The organism is Mobiluncus sp. (assembly GCF_034180645.1).
In the GTDB taxonomy this organism is placed as follows: Bacteria; Actinomycetota; Actinomycetes; order Actinomycetales; family Actinomycetaceae; genus Mobiluncus.
Window position 1 is genome coordinate 16,401 of record NZ_JAXFNY010000005.1, and the last position, 25,234, is coordinate 41,634.

General features: G+C 58.2%; 20 protein-coding genes. 4 read left to right on the forward strand and 16 right to left on the reverse strand.

Annotated elements, in window-relative coordinates; genetic code table 11:
* Positions 1-24: 24 nt before the first annotated feature.
* From SPI05_RS01395 to SPI05_RS01455, 13 genes are all read right to left on the reverse strand, one after another.
* Complete coding sequence (locus SPI05_RS01395; protein WP_321075464.1) at positions 25-1,164, reverse strand: cell division protein FtsQ/DivIB; 1,140 nt, start codon at positions 1,162-1,164, stop codon at positions 25-27.
* Entirely contained in the window at positions 1,161-2,660 is a 1,500-nt protein-coding gene (gene murC / locus SPI05_RS01400) for a UDP-N-acetylmuramate--L-alanine ligase (protein ID WP_321075466.1), read from the reverse strand. Before murC ends, SPI05_RS01395 begins: the two co-directional genes overlap by 4 nt.
* Before the next feature lie 2 nt (positions 2,661-2,662).
* Positions 2,663-3,835, reverse strand: a complete 1,173-nt coding sequence (locus SPI05_RS01405; protein ID WP_321075468.1) for a UDP-N-acetylglucosamine--N-acetylmuramyl-(pentapeptide) pyrophosphoryl-undecaprenol N-acetylglucosamine transferase — start codon at positions 3,833-3,835, stop codon at positions 2,663-2,665.
* A 117-nt stretch (positions 3,836-3,952) separates the two neighbouring features.
* Positions 3,953-5,299, reverse strand: coding sequence for a putative peptidoglycan glycosyltransferase FtsW (locus tag SPI05_RS01410; protein ID WP_321075470.1), 1,347 nt, complete (start codon positions 5,297-5,299; stop codon positions 3,953-3,955).
* A complete protein-coding gene (gene murD / locus SPI05_RS01415) occupies positions 5,274-6,761 on the reverse strand; it encodes a UDP-N-acetylmuramoyl-L-alanine--D-glutamate ligase (protein ID WP_321075472.1) in 1,488 nt (495 codons plus the stop codon). The genes SPI05_RS01410 and murD overlap by 26 nt, the downstream gene beginning before the upstream one ends.
* A complete protein-coding gene (gene mraY / locus SPI05_RS01420; RefSeq protein ID WP_321075474.1) occupies positions 6,758-7,858 on the reverse strand; it encodes a phospho-N-acetylmuramoyl-pentapeptide-transferase in 1,101 nt (366 codons plus the stop codon). The genes murD and mraY overlap by 4 nt, the downstream gene beginning before the upstream one ends.
* Positions 7,855-9,306, reverse strand: a complete 1,452-nt coding sequence (locus SPI05_RS01425) for a UDP-N-acetylmuramoyl-tripeptide--D-alanyl-D-alanine ligase (RefSeq protein ID WP_321075476.1) — start codon at positions 9,304-9,306, stop codon at positions 7,855-7,857. The genes mraY and SPI05_RS01425 overlap by 4 nt, the downstream gene beginning before the upstream one ends.
* A gap of 72 nt (positions 9,307-9,378) precedes the next feature.
* Complete coding sequence (locus SPI05_RS01430; protein ID WP_321075478.1) at positions 9,379-10,929, reverse strand: UDP-N-acetylmuramoyl-L-alanyl-D-glutamate--2,6-diaminopimelate ligase; 1,551 nt, start codon at positions 10,927-10,929, stop codon at positions 9,379-9,381.
* 6 nt (positions 10,930-10,935) lie between these two features.
* Positions 10,936-12,744, reverse strand: a complete 1,809-nt coding sequence (locus tag SPI05_RS01435; protein ID WP_321075480.1) for a penicillin-binding protein 2 — start codon at positions 12,742-12,744, stop codon at positions 10,936-10,938.
* A gap of 94 nt (positions 12,745-12,838) precedes the next feature.
* Positions 12,839-13,255 carry a hypothetical protein gene (locus SPI05_RS01440; RefSeq protein WP_295026904.1) on the reverse strand — a complete coding sequence of 139 codons (417 nt, stop codon included), beginning with the start codon at positions 13,253-13,255 and terminating at the stop codon, positions 12,839-12,841.
* Entirely contained in the window at positions 13,248-14,387 is a 1,140-nt protein-coding gene (gene rsmH, locus SPI05_RS01445) for a 16S rRNA (cytosine(1402)-N(4))-methyltransferase RsmH (RefSeq protein ID WP_321075482.1), read from the reverse strand. The genes SPI05_RS01440 and rsmH overlap by 8 nt, the downstream gene beginning before the upstream one ends.
* Positions 14,388-14,536: 149 nt before the next feature.
* Positions 14,537-14,968 carry a division/cell wall cluster transcriptional repressor MraZ gene (gene mraZ / locus SPI05_RS01450; RefSeq protein WP_295026900.1) on the reverse strand — a complete coding sequence of 144 codons (432 nt, stop codon included), beginning with the start codon at positions 14,966-14,968 and terminating at the stop codon, positions 14,537-14,539.
* A gap of 294 nt (positions 14,969-15,262) precedes the next feature.
* Positions 15,263-15,682: a DUF3040 domain-containing protein gene (locus SPI05_RS01455; RefSeq protein ID WP_321075484.1), complete on the reverse strand. Its 420-nt coding sequence runs from the start codon at positions 15,680-15,682 to the stop codon at positions 15,263-15,265.
* Positions 15,683-15,845: 163 nt separating this feature from the next.
* Here SPI05_RS01455 and SPI05_RS01460 point away from each other — a divergent pair, with 163 nt between their 5' ends.
* The gene (locus SPI05_RS01460; protein ID WP_321075486.1) at positions 15,846-17,156 is read left to right on the forward strand and encodes a hypothetical protein; all 1,311 of its coding nucleotides are present in this window, start codon (positions 15,846-15,848) and stop codon (positions 17,154-17,156) included.
* A gap of 31 nt (positions 17,157-17,187) precedes the next feature.
* Here SPI05_RS01460 and SPI05_RS01465 read toward each other — a convergent pair whose 3' ends face one another.
* A complete protein-coding gene (locus tag SPI05_RS01465) occupies positions 17,188-18,237 on the reverse strand; it encodes a PAC2 family protein (RefSeq protein WP_321075488.1) in 1,050 nt (349 codons plus the stop codon).
* A gap of 100 nt (positions 18,238-18,337) precedes the next feature.
* Between SPI05_RS01465 and SPI05_RS01470 the strand changes: the two genes are divergently transcribed.
* The 3 genes from SPI05_RS01470 (at position 18,338) to SPI05_RS01480 (ending at position 24,119) form a co-directional block, all read left to right on the forward strand.
* Positions 18,338-20,761, forward strand: a complete 2,424-nt coding sequence (locus SPI05_RS01470; protein ID WP_414601947.1) for a HelD family protein — start codon at positions 18,338-18,340, stop codon at positions 20,759-20,761.
* A 68-nt stretch (positions 20,762-20,829) separates the two neighbouring features.
* The gene (gene serA / locus SPI05_RS01475) at positions 20,830-22,071 is read left to right on the forward strand and encodes a phosphoglycerate dehydrogenase (RefSeq protein ID WP_321075491.1); all 1,242 of its coding nucleotides are present in this window, start codon (positions 20,830-20,832) and stop codon (positions 22,069-22,071) included.
* Between the two features lie 254 nt (positions 22,072-22,325).
* Positions 22,326-24,119 (forward strand): AMP-binding protein, encoded by a 1,794-nt coding sequence (locus SPI05_RS01480; RefSeq protein ID WP_321075494.1) that lies wholly within the window; start codon positions 22,326-22,328, stop codon positions 24,117-24,119.
* A gap of 42 nt (positions 24,120-24,161) precedes the next feature.
* Here the strand turns inward: SPI05_RS01480 and nrdR are convergent, their stop codons facing one another.
* On the reverse strand, positions 24,162-24,614 hold the full coding sequence (nrdR, locus tag SPI05_RS01485; protein WP_282922648.1) for a transcriptional regulator NrdR: 453 nt from the start codon (positions 24,612-24,614) through the stop codon (positions 24,162-24,164).
* A gap of 94 nt (positions 24,615-24,708) precedes the next feature.
* Complete coding sequence (locus SPI05_RS01490; RefSeq protein ID WP_321075497.1) at positions 24,709-25,146, reverse strand: LysM peptidoglycan-binding domain-containing protein; 438 nt, start codon at positions 25,144-25,146, stop codon at positions 24,709-24,711.
* Positions 25,147-25,234: the final 88 nt, after the last annotated feature.

The following is a 25,234-nucleotide window of genomic DNA, read 5'->3' on the forward strand; positions in this document are numbered from 1 at the left end:
CCCGGCAAAAGCCCGCACTTGCGCTTAGCGGGTCGAGGGACGTTCCGGGTTGGATACGTCTACAACTTTCACACCCTGTACCGTAAACAAAAGTTTAGCTACCTGGGCTTTTTCTACCGAGTCACGCGAATTGCCCCACACCAGGGCTCGGCCGTCACGCAGTTTAAACTGCAACTGAGCGGGGTCGTCGGAAGTCACCGAGGCAATCATGGAGCGCAAATCCTCAGGCATATCCCCAAAAGCAATCAAGGCCGCATCAACCAGCTTGCGGGTTTGCCCACCGAGCTTTTCCATATCGACGTCCAGCTGCGGCAGCCCCGCCACGTCACCAGGGGCAATCTCCAGAATCACTCCGGACCGGTCCACCCCCACAACTTTGCCGTTTTGCCGTACGGTGGCTACCGGAACGCGCTCCACCACGTGAATCTCTAACCCGTGCGGCCACGCGGGCTTGACTTGTGCATCCTTTAGGGCACTGACTTCCTGCAGCACCGCCTTCGCCACTCCCGCCGTAGCCAAACTGGTGATAGAGCGCCCCTCGAAGCTCTGAGTGGCTTGGCAAACCTGTTTAATGTCTACGTTCCGCGCGCCCGTGACATGGCACTGTGCGAGCTGGTAGGTGAACAGCGGTGAAAAAAACACGACGTACAAAACGATGAGGACTCCCGCCAACACCCCAATCAGACTGGAAATCCGCAGCCGCAGCCGATGGCGGCGAATGAACTCCTGTTCCTCCAACCGGTCCAGCAGCGTATTGTCTACGCTTGCCACCCGCAGCGAATCCCAAGGGGAACTCGCCTCGTAGCGCGAACCGTCAGCGGGGGACGTTTTTGGATGGTGTTTGCGCTGAGAAACCTTTTGGGCCGCTTTCACGGCTTCACGGTTTGCTTTCGCAGCCCGCTTCTGGGTTTTCTTGATGGCCTTCTTTTCGTCACGTTCCTGTTTATCGAGTTGAGCCGGGGTGAGCTTTTTCGATTTCGTTTTCGGTTGACTCGTTTCGGAGTTCGCCGTATCAGTCGCGTCGGCACGGTCACGAGGGCGGCGCGGAGAGTCCTTGTCGAGGTCAACGCTTTTGGGGTCGACTACGGGTCGACGGTGTCGCCCCCGACCGGCGTCGTGGCTCTCTGTGGACTTCCCAAGGGTGGGGCGGGGAGGCGGTTTCACGCCTGACTCTCTTTCGCCTGGGCGGCCTGTTCCACCGAGGCATAGTCATGTCCCGCGGCGATAGCGTGGCCCACGTGGGTGATAGAGCCCGCCCCCAAGAACAGCAGGAGGTCGCCGGGACGTGCGGCGTGAAATGCGCGCAGTCCCGCCGCGTACATATCCGCCACGTAGGTTCCCTGATTGAGGCGCTCGGTGATGATGTTGCCGTTTACTCCGGGAATCGGCGCTTCGCGGGCGGCATAAACCGAGCACACGGTCAGGTCGTCCACGGCGGCAAAAACCTGGGCAAAAGCGTCAACATTGTGGTAGGTCCGGGAATACAGATGCGGCTGGAAACACACCAGCAGCCGGCCACTACCGGCTAAGTCACGGGCCGCCTGCAGAGTGGCCGCGATTTCAGTCGGATGGTGCCCGTAATCATCGTAGATGCGCACGCCATCGCGTTCACCGACTCGCTGCATCCGGCGGCTGGCTCCCGAAAAAGTCCCCAACGCGGTGATGAACTGGGGCAAGTCCACGCCTAGGGCATAGGCGGCACCCAGCGCCCCGCCCGCGTTCAGCAGCATGTGCTGGCCCCCAATCCGCAACTTGAGTTGACCGTGAAATACCTGCTGACCGGCATCGGTAACGCTGACTTGGCAATGTCCTTGGCCCGGCCCCAGCTCTGGCTCACTTAACTGAACTACCACGTCGCCGGCCAAGGGAACTCCGAAACCGTAGGAAATAACCCGCGGCCCACCATCGTCGCGCTGCGCTAAGACCTGCGCGGCAAGCCGCTTGACCCCGGCATCATCGGCGCACAGCACCAGCGCACCGCCCTCGCGCAACCGACCCGTGAAATCCACGAAAGCCTGCTCGAACGCCGCCGCGCTACCCCAGTGATCGAGGTGGTCAGGCTCTATATTGGTGATGACTTCCACCGCGGGGGAATAGTTCAGGAAAGACCCGTCGGATTCATCAGCCTCGATGACAAAGGCGGAACCCGATCCCAAACGCGCGCCGGTATCCAGCTCGGCGATGACTCCCCCGATAGCAAATGAAGGATTCGCCCCGATTTTCAGCAGGGCGTGGGCAATCATGGATGACGTGCTGGTTTTACCGTGCGCCCCAGCCACCGCCACCAAATCGTGAGAACGGGTGCAAAAATCTAAAGCCTGGGAACGGTGCCAGATTTCTAAGCCCAGAGCCTGTGCACGAGCCGCTTCGGGATTGTCCTCATGCACCGCTGAAGTCACCACCACAATAGCGTTAGCGGGGACCTGTTCTTCCCGATGCCCCACAAAAATGGTGATGCCCGCCTCGCGTAGCTGACCCAGTGTATCGGCCTGTACCTGATCGGAACCTGACACGTGATACCCCAGGTCATGCAGCAGTAGCGCGAGAACGCTCATGCCGGCCCCGCCGATACCAATCAGATAGAACTCCTGGTTGGACGGGACTTCGTGGGCTTGAGTGACATTGGACAAATTCGTGGAACTGTCTCTAATCTCGGGCATGTTTAGGCCTCCTCGGGTTTCCCGGTCGTTTCGCCCAGAACTGTCAGAATGAGCGCGCAAAGGTTTTCAGCGCCATGCGTGGTGCCGACCTGGGCTGCCGCCGCCCGCATGGCCGCGTTTTGCTCGGGGTCAAGCAGACGAATCAGCAGTTCAGCGGCTGCCTGCTCAGTCAGTTTCTTTTGGTCGAGTAGGAACGCCCCCGCGGCGTTAACGACTCCTTGCGCGTTCAGGGCTTGTTCCCCGTTGCCGATGGGCAGGGGCACGTAGAGGGTGGGGATCGCCAGGGCGGTGTTTTCCGCGACAGTTGCCGCCCCCGCTCGACACACCACGCAGTCAGCTAGAGCCAAACCGTAGTGCATCTCGGTGAGGTAGTCGCGCACTTGGTAACGCTGCTCCAGGTGATGTTCAGCAACAAAGTCCTGGACAGGACTGTCCTTACCTTTCCCGGTCAGGTGAATGACCTGGGCCGAAGGGTTTTCCTGGAATACCCGCAAAAGCGCGCCGGGCAAGACTTCGTTGAGACGCTGCGCCCCCAGGGAGCCTCCGGTGATTAGCACCGTGGGGCGGGAAGCCGGCAAACCGAAAAATTCGGCAGCTTCAGATCGAGCCGCGTCTCTGGTCTGGGGCGTTTCCAGCTGACGCGCTAGTTCGAGAATGCTGGGGCGCAAGGGCAGGCCGACCACGCGAGTCTCGCCGTGTTTCGATTTCAACCCGGTTCCCTCAAAAGTCAGGCCCACCCCGGCCGCATAGCGTGACCCTACCCGGTTGGCGAGCCCTGGCCGAGCGTTTTGTTCATGAATGACGATGGGAATGCCCAAGCGTTGTGCTGCAAAGTACACGGGGGTGGAAACGTAGCCGCCAAAGCCCACTACCAGCCGCACCTCCCGGGCTTGGAAAGTATCGCGCAGCGACGCCACCACGTGACGCATCCGAACCGGCAAACGCACTAGGTCCGAACTGGGGCGTCGCGGCATCGGCAGGCGGGGAATGGTCAACAGTTCATAACCGGCGGCGGGAACTAGCTCACTTTCCAGCCCCTCGGAAGTACCTACCACCAGAGGCTCGAAGTCCAATTCGGTGGACTGTAGTGCGGCAATAGTCGCCAGCAAGGGGTTCACGTGTCCCGCGGTACCGCCGCCAGCGAAAACAATGACCGGTTTCGAGATGTCACTCACACCCTCAACTTTAGCGTGTTTTGTCCGGGAACATTTTCAGGAGCACGGTTGCTGTGGCGGTTGTGTGCAAAGTTTTCCCTCGGTTTCCGCGCCGCACCAGCTTCGGGAAGCAAACGTTTAACGGTGCATCCGTCCGGGCAGCAAAACGGCTGCGCCGCGCCGCAGGGGACGCAACCGGGCTTTTAGCGCCGCGTCCGCCCCAGGTTCAGCGCGTGCAAAACACATCATCATGCCCATCGCTGCCATGATGGACAGCAGGGAGGAACCTCCAGAAGAAATCAGCGGCAAGGGCACCCCAATAATCGGGAGCAGGCCAACGACAGCTCCGATATTGATGATGGCTTGGGAAAAAATCCAGCCCATCATGCCGGCCACGGTGTAGCTCACGAATTGATTTGTCTCCGAGTTCATCAGCCGCATCATCGTCAGGCACAGCACCACGAACAAACCCAGAACCAGGAAAGTGCCCAAAATCCCGAATTCCTCGCCCAAAATAGCGAAAATGTAGTCCGTATCCGCTTCGGGCAGGTAGGACCATTTCTCCCGGCTGGCACCCGGTCCGACTCCGGTCAATCCCCCGGTGGCCAGGGACCACAAGCCATGTTGTCGCTGGTAGCCGATGCCGGTGGGGTCGGTGGTGGAGGCGTCCATAAAGCCAAAGACCCGCCGGCGGCGGTTAGCTGAACTCATGACTGCCAAAGTGACACCAAAAATGCCTAGCAAGACGATGCCAGAAAAGTAGCGCCAGGGAATCCCCGCTACGAAAATCGCTGACAAAATGAGCGCTGCCATAACCATCGCGGTGCCCAGATCCCGCCCAATCATGACCAATCCCAGCGACCCCACCGCTGGCACGCCCGCGTTGATGAGCCAACGTTTCTTGTCCTTTGCCTCCCGCAGTTCCGGATCTGCCAAGACCCTCCCCAATGCGACAGCCAAAGCTAGCTTCATGAACTCGGAAGGTTGAATGGTAATGACGCCACCGAGGTTAATCCAGTTCGTGTTACCACCCGCGGACGTGCCGTGCATGCCCGGAACGAACACCATAATCTGCAGCAGCCACGCCACCCCCAAAAACCACCAGGTCCACTTTTGATAAAAAGACAGCGGGACCCTGGAGGCAATGAACAAAACCAGCAGCGCCGCCACATAAATGAGTGAACGTTTCCCGAAGGATAGAAACGGATTCGCCTCGCTTTCCAAGGCAGTGATGGTCGAGGCGGAAAACACCAGGATAAAGCCGATGATGAACAGCAGCAGGGTGGTGACCAAAATGAGGTAGTAGCTCAGGACCGGTTGGTTCTTCCACCCTTCGGACAGGGCACGCAGAGCGGATTTTTCCTGGCTTGGCGTTGCGGACGGGGTGGAATCGGCGTCAACCAAGGTAGGCGTTGAGTTTCGCGGAGAAAACTTTGCCAGTTTCGTGTCCCGAGGTGCCTCAGGAGCCTTGTTCCTCCCCGCCATCTTGGTTCTCCCCCAGTTTCCGCGCCGCCTGAGCAAATTGGTCGCCGCGCTCGTGATAGTTGTTGAACTGATCCCACGAGGCACACGCCGGAGCCAGTAGCACGGTATCCCCCGGAACGGCTAAAGCTCGCGCCTCTAAAAGCGTCCTTTCCATAAGATTGTCCCCCGGAGCGACCCGTTTCAGCGGGATTCCCGCGCCGTTTTCAGCAAATGCGCTCTCAAAAGGCTCCGGGTCCAGGCCAATCAGCACAGCGGCTTTCACTTTTGGGGCTGCCACCTGCACCAGAGAGTGAAAGTCTTGGCCTTTCGCGTCTCCCCCGACAATCCACACGGCGCGCTTATCGTCAATGTCACGCAGCGAAGCAGCTGCTGCGTGCGTATTCGTAGCTTTGGAGTCGTCGATATAGGTCACACCTCCGAACGTGCCGACCACGGCGCGGCGATGTTCCGCCAGCTCGAACTCAAGAATTCCGCGGCGCACCCATTCGGGCTGCAAACCGTAGGCCCGCGCCAGTCCGGTCGCGGCCAAAGTATCCGCCAACAGTGCCGATGTCGGTACTTTCGCTCCGCTCAAGTGTTCCAGGTCGGCAAACGTTGCCAGTTCCAGTGCCTGAGTTTCGTTGTGTTCCCCAAAAGCCCGGTCCACGATGACGTCCTCAATCACGCCCAGGAAACCCGGAGCGGGAATGCCCGGAATCAAACCAATGCACTTTTCCGGTGGAAAGCCCTCGTCTTGGACGAAACGTTTACTGAGTACCTTGGTCGGCAGTTCCTCGGTGGCGGGATACAGAGCGGCACGCTGCACCCCGCTGTAGACCTTCGACTTGTCCCAAGCGTAGTCGTCGGCGCTACCGTGCCAGTCGAGGTGATCGGGGGCAAAGTTAAGCCACACGGAGGCCCAGGGTTTCAGGCTGTACGTAGAATGCAGCTGTGCCGAAGACAGCTCCACCGCCAGCGCGTCCACAGCGCCTTCGGCCGCGACTTCAACTATGGGCGTGCCGTAGTTACCCACCGCGGTCGCCACCACACCGCCGGTGATGAGCATCTGCGCCAACATCCCAGTTGTGGTGGTTTTCCCGTTCGTGCCCGTAATGCACATCCACTTGCAGTTACGGTTACCGATGGCTTCCTGGATTTGCCAGGCTAGCTCGACTTCTGACCACATGGGGGCGCTGGCCTCGGGGAGGCGATACATGGGATTATGCGGGGCAATCCCCGGGGAGACCACGAAAAGTTTGTGGCCGTTCCCGGCGGCCGCCTCACCTTGGAACTGTTCGCCACTGGCAGTGCAATAGTCGACCCGGTCGCCGAGTTCCTCCCGGGCCTGTTCCACAGCATCTGGGTTCGCATCGTAGCAGGTCACGTGCGCTCCGAGAGTGGCCAGTACGGCGGCGGCGGCGCGCCCCGACTTTCCCAGGCCCAACACGCCAATGGAGGCGCCGGTAAATTGCGTATCTTTCACAGCTTCATCACCCAATCGAAATAGAACAGTCCTACCCCGGCGGCAGCCATCAGCCCGGCAATAATCCAAAACCGCACGACCACGGTGATTTCTTTCCAGCCCAACAGTTCAAAGTGGTGATGAATTGGGGCCATCTTAAACACGCGCTTGTGAGTGGCTTTAAAGAACCCGACCTGAATAATGTCGCTGATAACTTCCATCACGAACAGGCCACCGATAATGATTGCCAGGAACTCGGTGTGGGTGAAAATCGACACTCCCGCCAGGATGCCGCCCAGTGCCAGCGAGCCGGTGTCGCCCATAAAAATACGCGCCGGGGAGGCATTCCACCACAAAAATCCAATCAGGGCTCCGACCACAGCCGCGCAGAATAATGCAATATCGAGCGGGTCACGGATTTCGGAATAGCACGCGGGGGCGCTGGTCCCCTCGATGCCGCAGCGCTGCGAGAACTGCCAGTAGGACATCAAGGTATAGCCGCCAAACACGAAAATAGAAGTGCCGGTCGCTAAACCGTCCAGACCATCCGTCAGGTTAACCGCATTAGACCAGGCTGCCACCAGGAAGTTCGCCCAAATCAGGAACAGCACGACCCCCAGACCGAAACCGGCGAAAGCCAAATCCAGGTTCGTGTCCCGGATGACAGAAATCTTCGTAGAGGCGGGGCTCAGGCCGCGCGAGTTCTCAAAGCCCAAGGCCAGACCGGAAAATATAGATCCCACCGCTAGCTGACCGAGGATTTTGCCGGTTGGGTTCAATCCCAAGGAACGGTGCTTAGATATTTTAATCCAGTCGTCCAGCCAGCCGATGAACCCCAGCACGACCAGCAAAAATATGAGAATCAGGGACGAAGCGCTGGGGCCTTTGCCGCTGGTGATGGCTTGGTGAATATGACCCGCTCCCCACCCGATAATGATGGCGAGGATAATGATGACCCCGCCCATAGTGGGCGTGCCGCGCTTCGTGTAGTGCGCGGTCGGACCGTCCTGGCGAATAAACTGACCGAATTGCTTATTGACCAGCCACTTCGCGTAGAACGGGGTGACCAGTAGCGAGAATAACAGGGCGATAAAGCCAGCTGTCAATACCGCAGTCATCGGACGCGGCCCCTTTCTTCAATTTCTTGAGCCAGTTTCCACAGTCCCGAACCGTGCGAACCTTTGACCAAAATCAAGTCGCCGGGACGCACAATCTCCTGCAACAACCGACCGGCAGCGGTGGCATCCATCACCTGATGGCTTTCCCCGTCACGTTTCAGTGCCGAATAGGCGCTTTCAATGTGTTTCGCCATGGGACCGACCGTCAGCAGGACCGAAATTCCGAGGTTCGCGGCGTAACGCCCGATTTCTCCGTGCAACTGCGGGGCGGTTTCGCCCAGTTCCAGCATGTCCCCCAGGACGATGACCACACGCCGGGTGGCTCCCGATTTCGCAATGACGTCCAAAGCGGCACGCACCGAGTCCGGGTTCGCGTTATACGCATCGTCGATGAGGTCCACTCCGTCCGCCAAATGCACCAGGTTCATGCGGTGTTCGCTGACCGGAGTGGCTTTTGACAACACGGCTGCAATCTCAGCGGGGGTCATGCCCGCGACATGCGCAATCGCCGCGGCCGCCAGGGCGTTAGCGACGTGATGGGCACCGAGGAGCTGCAGCTGAACCGGGGCGCTACCGGCGGGAGTGTGCAGCAGGAAGCTGCCCCGCGAAGCCTCGTCCAGGCGCAAGTCGGTGATGCGCACCGGGGTATTCTTTTTTGTCGAAAAGTACATGAGGCGTCCCGAAGTCCGCCCGCTCATCGTTTCCACACGCGGGTCGTCCGCGTTCAAAATGGCCATGCCTGAGGGCCCCAGGTTTTCCAGGATGGTAGCCTTCTCAGCTGCCAGGGCCTCAACCGAAGAGTACGATTCCAGGTGAGCCACCCCCACCATCAAAACCAGAGCCACATCCAGGGGAGCAATATCGGTCAGGTAAGCAATGTCGCCGGGCTGCGAAGCGCCCATTTCCAATACCAGGTACTCGGTCGCGGCGTCAGCTTCCAGAACCGTGAGCGGCAGGCCCACCTCGTTGTTGAACGATGCCACGGGAGCGACAGTGGCGCCTTTGGTGGATAAAAGCTGTTTCGTCAGGTCCTTGGTGGTGGTTTTGCCGGCAGAACCGGTGATTCCGATAACAAGTTTCAGTTGGCCGGTTCCCTCGCGAGCTTGGGCACGCAGTTGGCGCAGGTGCGCCTGAGCCAATCGCCCCAGGGCATACTGCGGGTCGGAAACCTGCAATACCGTCAATTGGTTCAATTCGTCCTCGGTAGCCCACCCCTGGTCCAGAATCTCTGCGCGGTCGCGGCTGACGATGGCGACTCTGCCTCCGCGGCGAGCCACAGACCCCAGGAAGTGATGCCCGTCAGTATTTTCTCCGGGCAGCGCTACAAAGACATCACCCGTACTGACCAGCCGCGAATCGGTGTGTGCCCTGCCTTGAATCCGAGTCGAGTTTTCCCCAGGTTCTAAACCAATCGCCTCACATAGGGCGTCAAGGGTCATATCTATCAAAGGTGGACTCCTTCAAAAGGCCAACAAATCGGCTTTAATCTTATCTCACGCCGGCTCCGGTCAGAAAAGGGGTCAGCTCCGCTTCGCTAGAGCCTCGCGAGCGACCACCCGGTCGTCAAGGTCATACTGCCCTTCGGGCGTGAACATGATGGGTTCGTGACCCCGCCCCGTAATAACAACGGTATCCTCTGGACGAGCGTCCAAAATTGCTCGCTCAATCGCCGTCTCGCGGGGGGCGACCTCCACAAATTTATCTTCATAGCCCTTCATGCCCGCCATCACGTCCCGGCGAATCCCGCTCGGTTCCTCCTCGTGAATGTCCCCGTCCGTAAGGTAGGTGAAATCCGCCAGCTCGGCGGCAATCTGACCCAAAATCGGCCGTTTGCCCGGATCGCGCTGCCCATCAGCGCCCATCACCAGCAGCAACCGGCCTTTGGTCGAAATCCGCATGGTGTCGAGCAAAATCTTGGTGGAATCCGGGTTGTGCGCGAAGTCCACAATCACGCGGGGTGCCTCGCACAGCAGCTCCATACGTCCCGGCACATCCAGACGGATGGGATTCACAGTCAGGTGGCGCAAAATGTCCCCGTCTAGCTGACGCGGGCTCGGAGACAATCCCGTCACGACCATGACAATGGCCAGGGCGGCATTGATTGCGTTAAACGTGCCGGGCATTCGGACCTGCACAGAGGCCTCTTTACCGTCAAAAGCCCGCAGCCGCAGTTCGGTGAATCCCCCGTCCAATTCGATGATTTTCCCTTGCCAATCAGCTGGCCGACCCGTTAGGGACAGGGTCACATAATCATGTTGCCCGCTGCGTTCCAGCTGCTCAGCTAGGCGTTGACCCCACACGCCGTCAATGATAATGACCTGACGATCACTGCGCTGCGGAGAGAACAGCGAGGCCTTGGTCTGGAAGTATTGCTCCATGGTGCCGTGGTAATCCAAGTGGTCCTGGGACAGGTTCGTAAATCCGGCGCAGGCGAAATGCAGCGGATCCACCCGCCCCATCGCTAAGGCGTGCGAAGATACTTCCACTACCATGTGATGCACATTTTCTTGCACCGTCGTGGCCGCAAAGGCTTGCAGCTGCGGGGCTTGGGGAGTCGTGATGAAAGCGGGGGCAGTTTTTTTGCCCACCGCAGCCTCTACCGTGCCCACCAGGGAGGACAGATGCCCGACTCGATGCAGCATGTGACGCAAAAGGTAGGTGGTGGTGGTCTTTCCGTTCGTGCCCGTCACGCCCCACGCGCTCAACTGTTGGCAGGGATTATTAAAGGCGATAGAAGCGGCTCGACCAGCTACGGAAGCCACATTGGGAACGATGATAGCGGGGATATCCAAGTTCGCGAGGAATGCCATCCCAGCCGGATCGCTCAATACAGCCCCGGCTCCGCGCGCCGCGGCATCCGCCGCAAACTTAGCGCCATGTACGTGGAATCCCGGCATCGCCACAAACAGCTCTCCGCCGCGCACGACCCGGTTATCAATAACCGCACCGCGCACACGGCCGCCGTTACCGTAAACCGTACCGTCCACGGCTTTTGCCAAATCCGTAACTTCGACCCAGGGCAAGCGAAGCAAATCCGGCGCGTAAGGGTCAAAAGCAACTTCCAGAGTCATATTTCTCTAATCTCCAATCGGATACAACTGCGGCTTCGTGTCGGTGGGCGGGATTCCCAGCTCTCTAATCGTAGCCCCCGCAATCTCTTTAAACGCCGGGACCGCGACCACGGATCCGTATATCGAGGCAGAAGGGCGATGCACCACTACGGTGATAACCACGCGGGGATTATCGGCGGGAAACACCCCGGTAAATGACCCGACAGTCCCGGTTTGCCTGCCGTTAGACTCAATAATCTGGGTGGTACCGGTTTTCCCCGCCACCGGATAACCCTCGATTTGGGCACCGGGAGCACCGCCTTTTTCCGAGACGACCCCCTCCATCATGGTCAGCAGTTTCCGGGAAGTGTCCTTAGTGTAAACCCTGGTACCCGCGTCTACAGCTTTCTTTTCTACGCTGCCGTCGGGCTTCGTCCACGATTCGATGAGGTGGGGTTGCACTTCCACTCCTCCGTTTGCCACGGTGGCGATACCGTTGGTGACCTGGAGAATAGTCGCCGCGATACCTTGGCCGAACATGATGGTGTAACGTTGGCGGCCGTCCCATTTCTCGGGGGCAGAGAGCAGCCCGGCGCTCTCACCGGGCAGTTCGACGCCGGTAGGTTTACCAAAACCAAGTTGTTTCAGCTTTTGATACCTGTCCGTGTCCGTGATTAAGTCGCCAACCTGGACAATCCCCACGTTCGACGATTTGGCAATAATCCCCGCCGCGGTCAAAGCATAGGTACCGTGGGCAATCGAGTCCCGAAAACTTTGCCCGTTAGACATGGTGATTTCACCCGGTACGGTAAAGGTGTTGGTGGGCTCCACTTTGCCAGCTTCGATGACCGCTCCCATCGTGTGAACTTTCAGGGTAGAACCCGGCTCGTAAACCGTGGAAACGGCTTTCGAGCCGCGATTCCGTTCGCTGGTTTTCGTGGGTTCTGAGGGGTTGACCGTATCCGTCTCGCACAGGGCGAGGATCTTTCCAGTGCCGACCTCTTGAACTTCCGCCATGACGGATTGAGCCCCGAACCGGGCTTTAGAATTGTCTACTACCTGCTGACAGGTATTTTGCAGGTCCAGCAGAATGGTCGTCTTAATGGTTTGCCCCGCAATGGCATCTTTACGATAGTTGTCCTGGACCGGAATGGTTTGTCCCCGCCGACCAATCTCGGTGAAGTCTTTGCCGTCCACTCCGGCGAGCTTGCTATTTTGGCTCAGTTCCAGCCCAGCTAAACCCACTCCATCAACATCGGTGAAACCGATGATGTTGCCGGCCACGTTACCGTTGGGATAAATCCGTTTCGTGATTTCTTCCGGCTCAATGCCCGGAATCCCCAACTTCGCGATTTTACGCCAGACCTCGGGAGTCACTTCTTTGGCGATATACACAAAGGTCGAGGGTTTTTTGCCGGGCTGCGCGGTCAGTTTCCCGCCCAGTTCGGCGGGGTCGGCGTCCAAAAGCGGAGCCAGCTTTTTCGCCGCCGCTGCTGGTCCATAAGCCGCGACCTCGGGCCGATCGAATTCGTCATAGATAATCTTCGGCTTGCCTTTCGCGTCTTTCCCCGCGGTTTTCGGCTGAAAATAAGTATTGATTTTTACCTGATTAACCCCGATGTTGTAGCGTTTCACGGAGGTCGCCATCGGTCTGCCCGAAGCATCCAGGATATCGCCACGCTGAGCCTTGATAATGTGAGTGCGACTGCGCTGATCCTGGGCTGCCGCGGCAAGTTCCGGTCCCTGCACCAGTTGCACCACCACCAAGCGGACCGCAAAAATGAACAGCACCGCGATAATGGCCCCCACCAACAGGTTTTTTCGGACTCTACTCACTTGACCAGTTTCGCCCAGCTTTGCCAGGTTTTCGCGCTCCCACGCCGTGACCGCGAAGGGTTTAGCTAAGCGCAGTCGCTTTTCCCGCCAGCCCTTATTGCGCGGCTTTCCCTGGAATAATTTCTCCAGTCGCCAACGTCACGTAGCCCTGTTCGGCGGCCGGAACCAATCCAATTTCCTGCGCTTTCTTTGCTAGGTATTGCGGGGACTGAGCTTCACGCGCCTGGGTCACCAGGTCGGCTTGCTGATCCAGCAGCAAGTTCAACTCGTTTTGCATGGCGTACATATCGTAGGAAGTCATCGCCAACTGGGTGTTGACGACGACCGGTACGACCAGCGCGGCGACCAGCATCGCTGCCACCGTCAGCCACATCGGCCACGTGATGCGGCGCTTCTGAAAAGTCGGGACCAGCTGAAGCTGCGGCCTGGGGGCGTTCCGCGCAGGAAGCGGCATCCCGGCAACGCTGCCGGGTTTACGCAATGCCAGGTTGGAAGTAGCTGCGTTAGTCACGTGAGTCTCCTTCGGTTAGGGGGTGAACAGGGTTTTGGGCACGTAGTTTCGTCAAGGTGGGAAAACGTTTCTCCACCGGTTTTTGTTTTGTTTTCACAAGGGTCCCCGCGAGGTTTTCCAGGTCGGATTCCCGTGTCTTTTCCACGGCACGTAGCCGTAGTGAGGCGGCGCGCGGATTGTCGGCGACCTCAGAGTCCTCAGCTAAACGCGAGCCGTGCGTGAGGTCGCGCAGCCAAGGCTGCGCCTGCTCAGGCAGTACGGGCAGCCCCTTGGGCGTCGCAGGATGAATCCCCGCGGCAAAAGCCCTCTTGACCAGGCGATCTTCCAGGGACTGATAGCTTTCGATGACGATGCGTCCACCGACCCGGACTGTTGACAGCGCCTTCGTCAAGAAACGCTCCAAGTCGCCTAGCTCATCGTTGACCGCCACCCGCAAGGCTTGGAACGTGCGCTTCGCCGGGTTTCCTCCACTGCGGCGGGCCGGGGCAGGAATCGTGTCGCGGATGATTTCCACGAGCTGACCCGAAACTTGCAACGGCTGATCCAGGCGGGCCTTCACGATAGCTTTCGCGATGGGCCACGAGAACTTTTCTTCGCCGTAGGTATGGAGCACCGCGGCGATTTCTTCCGCTTCAGCCAGGTTCAGGAAGTCGGCAGCGGTGAAACCTGCGGTTTGGTCCATCCGCATATCCAACGGTGCTTCGGGTTGGGCATAAGCGAAACCGCGCTCCGCCTCGTCCAGCTGCAGTGACGAAACCCCCAGATCCGCTAAAATTCCGTCCACTTGGCTCAGACCGTGCTGCGCCAATACGCTATCCAGTTCCCCATAAGTTGTGCCGGCGATGCTGAGGCGATTCGCAAAAGCACCGAGTCGGGACGCCGCCAAACGCCGCGCCTGCGGGTCGCGGTCGATACCGATAATGCGCAGCTGCGGGTGACGCTCCAACAGATATTCGCTGTGTCCCCCCAGGCCAAGAGTGGCGTCAACCAAAACGGGACCCTGGATACTGCGAAAATCAGCAGTGGAGGGAAGCGGTGTGGCCGCGTCCGGCACGAAATCCAAGGCGGGCGCCAATAAATCAGCGCACACCTCAGCCAGCACCGGCTGGTGGATTTCGGCAACTGATTTCACGTTTCTTCCTTTTTCTTGGGGTAACCCCCGTTTTTCTAGCGACTCCCGCGTTAGCCAGGTTTCCCACCGTGTCTGCCTGCGGGGAAGAGCATTCAGAATCGGTAGGACACCAAACCCACGCGGGTTTATGAAGTTATGCGCGAGTTTCCTCACAGCAGTCCCGGAAGGATTTCTTCCGAGACTTCCGAGAAGTCCTCCTCGGCGGCAGCCAAGAACTCGTTCCAGGTCTTAAGGTCCCAAATCTCCACACGGGAACCCGCTCCGAAAACCGCCAGGTCACGGCCCAGTCCGGCGTACTCACGCAGGGCGGGCGGAATGTTAATCCGTCCTTGCTTATCCGGGATTTGATCGCTCGCCCCGGACAGCAGCACACGCGAAAAGTTTCGCGCCTGCTTGTGGGTGATGGGAGCCTGGCGAAGTTCCGTATACAGGGTTTGGAACTCGCCAGTCTCAAACGCATAAACGCAGTGATCCTGACCCTTGGTCAAAACCACTCCGCCTGCGAGTTGCTCCCGAAAACGGGCAGGCAGTATCAGGCGACCCTTGTCATCGAGCTTTGGCTCGTAGGTCCCTAAGAACACAACCTTCCCTTTCACCCTCAGCGTGATGCTGATTTTTGACCCGATACCTTTACGGTTTTCGTTACACCCCACTTTACTCCACTTTCATCCACAAATTTGCAAAAATGTGACAGATTTTGCATTTTTAGCAAATTATTTATTGGAAATTCAGAGAATTCTTAAGTGGAGGAAGATTCTACAAGGAGCGGCTTTTAAAGCTGACGAAAGCGATGACGAGAAACAAAAAACCGGCTACCGAAAATCGGTAACCGGATGAGACGGGTGAGTCAGAGACTCGGGATAGGAATCAGAGGACTACTCGCCGTGCTGACGGCGTTCCCACCGCTCATTTTGACGATCCATAAAGGACCCTCGCGAGGCAGGCGCACCAGCAGGCTGGCCATGAGGGGCCGGTCTCGATGCAGGGGATTTTGAGCCTACCCCGAAAATCTTTAGAACCCCCAGGACAACAACCACGAACCCCAGTACTCCGATAGCGGTACCCAAAAATTCCATGCCTTTCAGGTAGGGCGTGGCAATGAGTCCTCCGACCAGCACTACTGCCCCAATCAAAACCAAAACGACCCCGAAAGCAACCCGCCGCGGACGGCTTGCCGTGGATTCACCGACCTTTGTGGAAGTCTGGCGCATCCTATCGGCCATCTTGGGATCTTCGTTGTGGAGCTGGGCCTCCATCTGCGCCAGGACTTGCTTTTCATAGTCCGACAATGCCATGACCATGTCCTTTCAGTGCGCGGCCGAGGAAAGCACCCCAAAACAAAACGAACGTGTTAACACAAACTAGTTTACCTGTTTTTACCCTCATCGCGCCACATGGGTCTGCGCACGATTTCTCCGAAACTCGATAAACAGAACTTTTTACTGGTTTAATTGTGTTATGCAAGCGTTGATTATCGGCCTGTGGTGGATTGTGGCACTGGTGATTGCTGTGGTCCTCATTTACAGAGCGCGCCCTCAGAACAGCGTGGAGTACTACCGCGTTCAAGCGTATATCAAAGAAGTTGAGCCTCTCACCGAGAACGACGCCATGCGCTCCCTGCCTTACGAGGTCACCGTACTGTTACCCTTTTTGGATCCCAACGAAGCCAACACGTACTACTACCTGACGTTGAACCCGGAAGACCTCCACATCGGTCGGGCCCGGACCTGCGCTCGCTACCATCTTCCGATCCCGGCGTGGGTTTCCGCCGTTGATCCGCGTGACATACGTTTCGAGAACTCTCACTCTTGGAACACGGATACCATCATCAACGCGGTCTTGCTCCTGGTCGCACAGTTCATCATGACGGGAACCTGCCTGTTCAACATGGAACTCATCACGAATTCCGACCCCTATTTCGTGCTCCTGTTCCCGCCCACGATACTGTTCTTTGCCTTCGCTACCCTCTATGGGTTCATGCGTTTCGGACAAACTGCCAGGGTGTGGGTACGTGTGGCCTCAGACCCGGCCACCGCACCGGCGTCTATCAGCGGAATCCGCCGCATCAACAGTCATGCCGGTCACCCCGGTGGTTTCGAAGTGTCCCTCATGTGGGCTCCCCTGGGAATGCCAGCACAGTACGGAAAAGTGCGGATTCCCGGCTTCCAGCGCCGCACCATCCTGCTGCTACAAAAACTGGTGCGAAACCAACTGGAGGAAGAATCGAAAGGAGTGTGGCGCGTCACCCCGGGAACCCAGCAGGACCAGGCTAAACCCCACACCGCAGTTTCCGAGCTACACACCCCCCAAGGGCCCACGACCGTGAAAATCACCGCCCTGCCAGCAAACGATCCTCGCTTCGACCCGCGCCCTCCGAAAGTGCGCGCGGCGGCAGAAAAATCCCGTCTGAAGCGCGAGGCCGAACTGTTGGCGCAGCGCGAAGCCTTTGAACGAGCCACGGCACGAGCCCGGATCGAGGAAGCTAACCGGGCAGAGCTCGGTAATGAAGAGAACAGTCTCGATGAGGTCGCCGCCCAGGGTCCCCAGGCGTGGTACTACCCGATGAACCCCTCGCGGGTAAACCTGGTGGGAATCGGCACGGATCCGGGGAATCGCTCGAACCTGATTGGACCGGGCATCGGTTGGCTCTGCGTTGCTTTGGTGGCCGGGTTGGCTGTGGCATGGCTCGGATTTATCAATCCCAACATTATGTTCCCGGTTTACGAAGCCCCCTCCGGAGATCAGCCGCTGGGCGGCTGGACTCGCTAATTGTCCGGCATTCCAAGGGTTTCGGGCAGGTTTAATCCTCCGGGGTATCGCGGCGATGCCGACCCCGGCGAGGACGGAACTGTTCGATGTTGCGTTTTTCGTAAGGCGTGTCGCGCAGGGACGAAATTCCGGAAGCATCGCCTACAGGAGGTAATTCTTCGTCAAGATTTGAGAGTTTCGCCCCGCGATTCAACCGATCCGTGCGCTTCAAAAATTCTTCGAGGCGAGCTCCCAGTTCCTCGGCGGTGGGCAGCGGTTCTTCGGGAGTCTCAATAATCGCCATCGGCTCGGCTTCGTCAAAGTGCTGTTCCAGAATCTCAACGATGTGTTCAGCTTCCTCAGACTGTTCCACCATCTGGTTGATTTGGCCCAAAGTAAGGGTGGAAGCGGCTTCGATGTCTCCCACGGGCAGTGCCAATCCGGTCTTGGCGGCCACCGCGGACATTAGCGCCGCGGCCGCCGGCGGATAGTCCCCTTCTGCCAGGTAATACGGCACCGCCGCAATGATTCCTACCGCGTCCAGACCGGCTTGTCCCAAGGTGAATTCGATGAGCTGATCTATCCCCGCCGGTAGCAGCATTTCACCGACCATCTTGGGCTGTTTGGGCAAACTCTCCGAACGTGCCCCGTGCATATGCACCGGAGTGGGCCGCGTGTGAGGCACCCCTGCTGGCATTCCGGTCACGCCTACCGTCTGGCGCACTCCCAAGCGTCGGACAATTTCTTGGATAGTGTCCAAAAACAGATTCCATTGGGCGTCCGGTTCTGGTCCGTGCAGCACCAAGAAATTCCGGTCGTTGTCATCGCTGAGCAAATCCAAGCGGATTTCCGGCATCTCCACTTCAGTAAACTTCCAGTCGGAAAAACTCAGCCAGGGCCGATGGGAACGAAAATCCACCAATTCATCGGAGTTAAATGTCGCAATAGTCTGATGCGGCAGGGCTTCCACCAAATGCTCCAACATGCCTCGCCCGGAATGCCCAGCATCCATCGCCCCGTTGAGGTGATGTAGCATAACGTCGGCGTGGCCACTGAGGTCCGCGCCGGGCGCTAATAAAGTATCAAATTTGTCTGCGTCCATTTTTCCCTCGAAAAGTTCAACCCCTAAATGCTATCAAGACTTAGCCCCAATTCGCTCCCCGTAACCCTTTTAGGGCATAATTGATTACCCTTTTGATGCCTTGAGGAGAGATAAATTGGCTGACGCAACGGTGCCGTCGTCTTGGCAGTCCGAGATTGCTAAGGAGCAGACTTTTGTTGACCGCGCCTATGAAACCCTCGATGAAATGCGGGTCTATTACCGCCGGCGGCAAGACGAAGTCGCTGCGGAAATGAGTTCTAACCCCTCAGCCAGGGCTGACCGCGATGCCTTGGCGGCTCATTATGGAGACGAAGCCACTCGCTTGGAGAGCGTGGAAAATCGCCTGGTTTTCGGCGTTTTAGACCTGGAGGACGGCACCAGTTTCCACATTGGTCGCGTGGGTTTGCGAGACTTTGATGCGACCGATGCCGAAGCCCCGGCTCTCGGTATCACCCCGGCGCTTTCCCCCACCGAAAACCCTCCCGACGTCACTCTGGAACCACCGGCCGCGTCGGAAACACTTGAGGGAAAACCTGGTGAAGGCGTGTCTCGCCAACTGTTAGTGGATTGGCGAGCGAAAGTCGCCCAACCGTTCTATCAGGCCACGGCAGTAGCCCCGATGGGAGTGTGGAAGCGGCGGCACGTAGCTACCAGTTTGCGCGAAGTGGTGAGCGTGGAGGATGAGCTGTTAGCTTCCGGTGCCGACACCGATGCCGCCCAGACGGCGTCGCTGCAGGGTGAGGGTGCTTTGATGGCAGCGCTGTCACGAGCGCGCAGCGGCCAGATGTCCGACATTGTCTCGACGATTCAGGCCGAACAAGACCGGGTGATTCGTTCTGACCTGAACGCTTTTTTGGTGGTGCAGGGCGGACCCGGCACCGGCAAGACGGCCGTGGCGCTACATCGGGCCGCTTATCTGCTCTATGCCCACCGGGATCAGCTGGATTCCCAAGGGGTGTTGGTCATTGGTCCCAACCACACGTTTTTACGCTACATCGAACGGGTGCTTCCTGCCCTGGGCGAGACCGGAGTGGTCAGCCTGACTATCGGGGAATGTTTCCCCGGCGTACACACCGTGGCGGAACGTCCAGAACTGCGCGCTCTGAAAGGTGATACCCGCTGGATTAAAGTCGCCGCCGCGGCCGTGGCCGATTTGAAGCGTCCTCCCCGCGAGGACCAAATCCTGCAGTTGGACCACGTCCAGCTAAATCTGAGCGCCACCTTGGTGCGTGAGGCGATGGAAGCCGGTTCGCACGGCGGTTCCACCCACAATCAGCACTGGGCTGCCTACGCCAAATTCCTGGTCCGCGAGTTGACTAAGCTCTATGCCGGGCAGACCCCCACCAAAGAGGACATGGAGTGGATGACCGAGGAAATCCGTGGCTCGGCTCAGGTGCGCCGAGCGGTCAACCGCTGCTACCTACCCGCGGCCGCCCCCGATTTGCTGGCGCGCCTCTATGCCTATCCGGATTATTTGCAGCGTATCGCCTCGGGGATTTTCACCGCGGAGGAAATCGCCGCGTTGCAACGTCCCAAGACCAGCCCCTTCACGGACGCGGATGTGCCGATTTTGGATGAACTGGCGGAGCTGCTGGGGCCGCTACCAGGAATGACGGATTCGGCGGCACAGCGCCGTACCCGCGAACAGCGTGAAATCGAGCGGGCGGCGGAGGCTATTGAAGCGATGGATTTGGGCGGAGGGCTCATCAACGCGCGGATGCTGGCGCGGTCAACCCGCGGTGAGGTGAGCCTCTCTCCCCTAGCTCAGCGCGCCCGGGCGGACCGTTCTTGGGCTTACGGGCATGTCGTTGTGGACGAGGCACAGGAACTTTCGCCGATGGACTGGCATCTGCTGCTGCGCCGGTGTCCTTCCCGGTCGTTCACCGTGGTTGGGGACGTCAACCAAGCATCGCAAAACTGGTCGAACGCACCATCGTGGTCCGACCTCCTGGGCCCAGCCATGCGCGCCGCTCCGGTGATGGAGCAGCTCACCATTAACTACCGCACACCTCGTGCGGTGATGGATTTGGCGCAAAAGGTGCTGGCGGCCAGTCCCGAGAGTGCGGTAGTGCCGCTGCAGTCGGCACGAGATGTGGCGGGAGCCCTGGCGTTTACCCGGCTGAAGGGCGAACCACGGGACAACCTGTGCGAACCGACCCACGGGGCGGGAAACCTTGTGCCCGTTCTCAGAGAAACTCTCCAGGCAGAAACGGCACGTTTGGAAGCGGAAGTCGGGCAGGGGGTCGGCAAGCTAGCGATTATCGTCCCTACTGTGGCGCGTTCGTACCTCGCTTCGGCCTTGGGCTTAGAAACGGCCGATGTCGTAGTTGACCAAGTGTGTTGTCTGGATTCGCGGGCAGCAAAAGGGCTCGAGTTTGACACGGTTATCTTGGTGGAACCAGCCGTTATCGCCAGCCAGTCAGCCGGAGACCTCTACGTGGCGATGACGCGCTGTACGAAACGGATGCATGTCTTGGCCAGCGATTTACCCGCGGGAATGGACTTTCCCTTCCCCAAGGATTGACGCCAATCCGCGAGACTACCCCTGACATGGGATTTCAGCACCGTGCTCTTTTGGTCTAAAGTGGTGCTATGACGAAGATACTGTTGCTTGAAAACCCCCACGAAGTCGCCGACAAAGTATTTAGCGACGCAAATGTCCAAGTCGACCGGGTAGACGGCGCTCTGGACGAAAATGACCTGATCAAGGCTCTGCAGGGCTATCAGATGGTCGGGATTCGTTCCAAGACGAACCTGAACAAGCGAGTTTTTGATGAATGCCCGGACCTGGTCTGCGCCGGGACTTTCACGATTGGCACGAACCAAATCGACCTGCCAGAAGCGGCAAAACACGGGGTGGCAGTGTTCAACGCCCCCTATTCCAACACGCGTTCCGTGGCGGAACTGGCCATCGCCGAGATTATCGCGCTAGCCCGCCAGCTGCCGGTGCGCAACTCTCACCTGCAAAATGCCGACTGGCAAAAGACCGCCAAAGGCTCTCACGAGGTGCGCGGCAAGACCCTGGGAATTATCGGCTATTCTTCGACCGGTACCCAACTGTCCATCCTGGCTGAGGCCATGGGCATGAAAGTCCAGTTCTACGACTTGGCAAAGAAGCTGCCCATTGGCAACGCAAAACAGTGTAACTCGCTGGAGGAAGCTCTGCAGGGCGCCGATTTCGTGTCCCTGCACGTGGACGGGCGCGCCTCTAATGAAAATATGTTCACCAGGGTACAAATGAACCAGATGAAGCCCGGAGCGAAGCTGTTGAACTTGTCCCGCGGTTTTGTCGTCAACCTCGATGACTTGGCCGAGGCTTTGGATTCGGGCCAAATCGGGGGTTGCGCCATTGACGTATTCCCCGATGAACCGCGCAAAAATGGCGAGGAATTCCACTCCCCGATTATGGGCAAAGAAAACACCATCCTCACCCCACACATCGGCGGGTCCACGCTGGAGGCCCAGGAGGACATCGGCTGGTTCGTGGCCGGAAAACTCTGCACTTACCTACAGTCCGGCGAAACCGTGATGAGTGTAAACATGCCGAACTTGAGCCTGGAAACGACTGGCAATACCAAGTACCGCATCACTTTGATTCACAAGAACATCCCCGGCGTGATGGCGAAAATCAACCAGTTGTTCTCTGACGCGGGAGTGAACATCGAAGGTCAGGTCCTGGGCACCAACGGTGAAGTCGGTTACGTCATCGGCGATATTTCCTCCGAAATGCCCAAGGCGGCGCTCGATGAAATCTCTAAATTCGAATCCACGCTGTCCCTGCGTTGCATTCCGATAGAGGGCTTCGTTCGGGACGAAGAGACTGCGGTTAACTAACTCCCCTGACGAACCGGAAAGGCCGGATGGTCGGGCACCTCTGTGAGGCAACTGGGCGCCGGGTCAAGAGCCGTTTAGCTGGCAGAATTTTCGTCGCGCCAGGATTTTGCCGGGCTTTCGCTGGGCCTTTGTTGAGCTGTCACTAGGTTTTCGCCAGCCTTTCACTGGATTGCCCGCCGCTGGGGGCGCCGGTTTTACCGGACAAAATCCTGGTGAAAAGGATTTTACCGGCCGGTTTGCGTTAGGGTTGAGATATGACTGAAACAGTGGATTTGTTGGAACTCGCTCCCGCCGCGGGGATTCACCTGCCCAGGTACGTACATACTCCGCCCGAGCAAGATTCAGAGCTGACCAAACGAATGCGTCAGCTTTACAATCCCGATGTTCCCGCCCAAATCCCCGTCACCGATCAGCTGATGATTGACGTTTTGCGCACTCAATCCAATAAATATCCGCGCCGCGTAGCCTTGGATTTTTTCGGTGCCACCACGACTTACCGGCAGCTGGGCGAAAATGTGCAGCGTACTTCAGCGCTGCTGCTTGAGCACGGCGTCAAGCGTGGCGACCGGGTTTCCATTGTGGCTCCGAACTGCCCGCAGTTCGTCTATCTGCTCTATTCCTGCCTACAGCTTGGGGTGGTGTGCGTGTTGCACAACCCCCTGGCGGCCCCGGTGGAGCTGAAGTGGCAAATCGAAAATGCGGAATCGAAACTGGTCTTTGTGTGGCAAAAGAGCGCCTTAAGCGTCACCGAGCTGGTGCGCGACATGGACACCGAAGTTATTTCCCTCGATGTTTCTGCGGCTTTGCCCAGGCGGCTGCGTTTCGCCTTGCACCTGCCGATTAAGAAAGCCAAGGAGTTGTACCAACAGCTTTGCGACCCGCAGGCCAAAGATTTGCCCGATTACGATACGCTGCTGGAAAAGCAGAAACCACATAACCGCATCGTGCGAGTCGACCCGGATGTTCCGGCCGTGATGCTCCACACGGGAGGAACTACCGGCAAGCCGAAAGCGGTCATTTTGACCAACCGGAACTTGGTGTCTAACTTGTTTGCCAATGTGACCTGGGTGACCAAGCTGCGTCCCGGCAAAGAAACCTGGTTTTGCGTTCTGCCGTTCTTCCACGCTTTTGGTCTAACACTGTCCCTGAACGGGGCGATTGGTTTGGGAGCCACCGCGGTATTATTCCCGAAATTCAGCACCCGAGCCGCCCTGGCTGCTCAACGCCGACGTCCGGGCACTTTCATTGTGGGAGTGCCTCCGATTTTTGACCGCCTGGCGAAAGCAGCCGAGGAAAACCCGAAAATTGACCTGTCGTCTTTCCGATACGCAATTTCCGGAGCGATGCCGCTGACGCAGGATGTCGCAAAACGCTGGGAAAAAGCCACTTCCGGCTACATCATCGAGGGCTACGGCATGACGGAGACTTCACCGACGGTACTGGGCTCCCCCATGAGCCCCGAACGTAAACTTGGCTGCATGGGCATCGTGTTCCCTTCTATCCAAGTGCGGGTCATCGATCCGGATACCCTGGTTGATGTCGAACCCGGCGAGGTGGGGGAACTCGTGGTGAAGGGACCGGGGTGTTCCCCTGGTTATTGGCGCGATCAGGTCGAAACCGATTTGCTGTACACTCCCGATCATTGGTTGCGCACCGGCGATTTGGTTGAGGAACACGAGGGTTTCTTGCGGATGAGTGACCGGCGCAAAGAGCTCATCATCATTTCCGGTTTCAATGTATACCCCTCGGTGGTGGAGGCGGCGATTGCCACAATGCCCCAGGTGGCGGAAGTCGCCGTGGTCGGCATTCCCGATCAAACTGACTCGGCCCGGGGTGAACAGGTACACGCGGCGGTGGTTCTAAATCCGGGAGCGAGCCTAACCTTGGACAAGATTCGGGCTTGGGTTGCTGATTCCCTCCCCCGTTACGCAATTCCACGTTCGGTCTCTTTCCCGGAGGAGTTGGCACATAACGAACTTGGCAAGATTCAACGCCGCAAAGTGCGTCAATCCGTTCTGGAACGACTCTCTGAAGGCTTCCGTATGTAAGGGTTAGCAGCTTGGATAGTGCTGCCGGCCCGCTTCCCGCGGTTAACTCTGCGAGTGGCTCTTTAATGAGGCTATAGCATCCTCGAAGTCCTCCAGGGAGTTGAAATCTGAATAAACCGAAGCGAAACGCAGATAGGCGACTTCGTCCAATTCCTTTAGCGGTTCCAAAATGGCTTTGCCGACTTCCTCGGAGTTAATAACGGCTTTCCCGGAAGCCCGCAAGGTTTCCTCAATGCCTTGAGCCATAAGCGCAAGCTGATCGGAGCTGATGGGACGGCCTTGGGTGGCTTTGGCCAAACCGGCAATAACCTTGCTGCGCCGGAACGGCTCGGTCGCTCCGGAACGTTTCTTAATCAGCAGCAGTGTGGTTTCCAAAGTGGTGAAGCGCCGGCCGCAACTGGGGCATTCGCGACGCCGCCGAATGGAGGCACCGTCGTCAGCAGTACGTGAATCAATCACGCGGGAATCTTCGTGATGACAAAACGGACAGTGCACGTCGCCCTCCTTCACCGCTGCAAGACTACAGGTTTCACCGTAAGTGCAAACTGAAGTTTTCGCAAGCTGGAATGCAGAGCTAAAACCCATCATTTCAATAAACCGGGACTAACAGCGTTTGCCCAGTTTTCAGCACGGAACCCGCGTCTAAGGCATTTGCGTCCATCATATCTGCCAAGACCTCGTCAGTCGGCGCACTGGCGGCATTAGCTGCGGCAATATCCCACAGCGTATCACCCGGCACGACCGTGTGTTGCATAAAATCCGTGGGAACGAAATCAGGACTGAGCCCCAGCCCCAACACCATACCCAGGAACACCATAACGAGGGCAGCCAAAATAAAGATCCCCACTCGCAGGGCCATGGCATCCCACGACAAGACCGGACGGACAGCCACAGCCGGGGACTCCGGCGCCTTCGGAACCAAACGCAGGTAAGCCGGACGCGACTGCCGGGCTCTGAAAGCACGCACCGCCGGGTGGTTCGGAGCCAGCTCGCTAACCTCAAAACTCGGTGCCAAAACTGCTGTCATGGTAATCCCTCCATTCATTCGAACATTTGTTCGTTCGAACATCTGTACGTATAATATAAACCATTGCCGGCGCGTTGTCGAGTCAAAA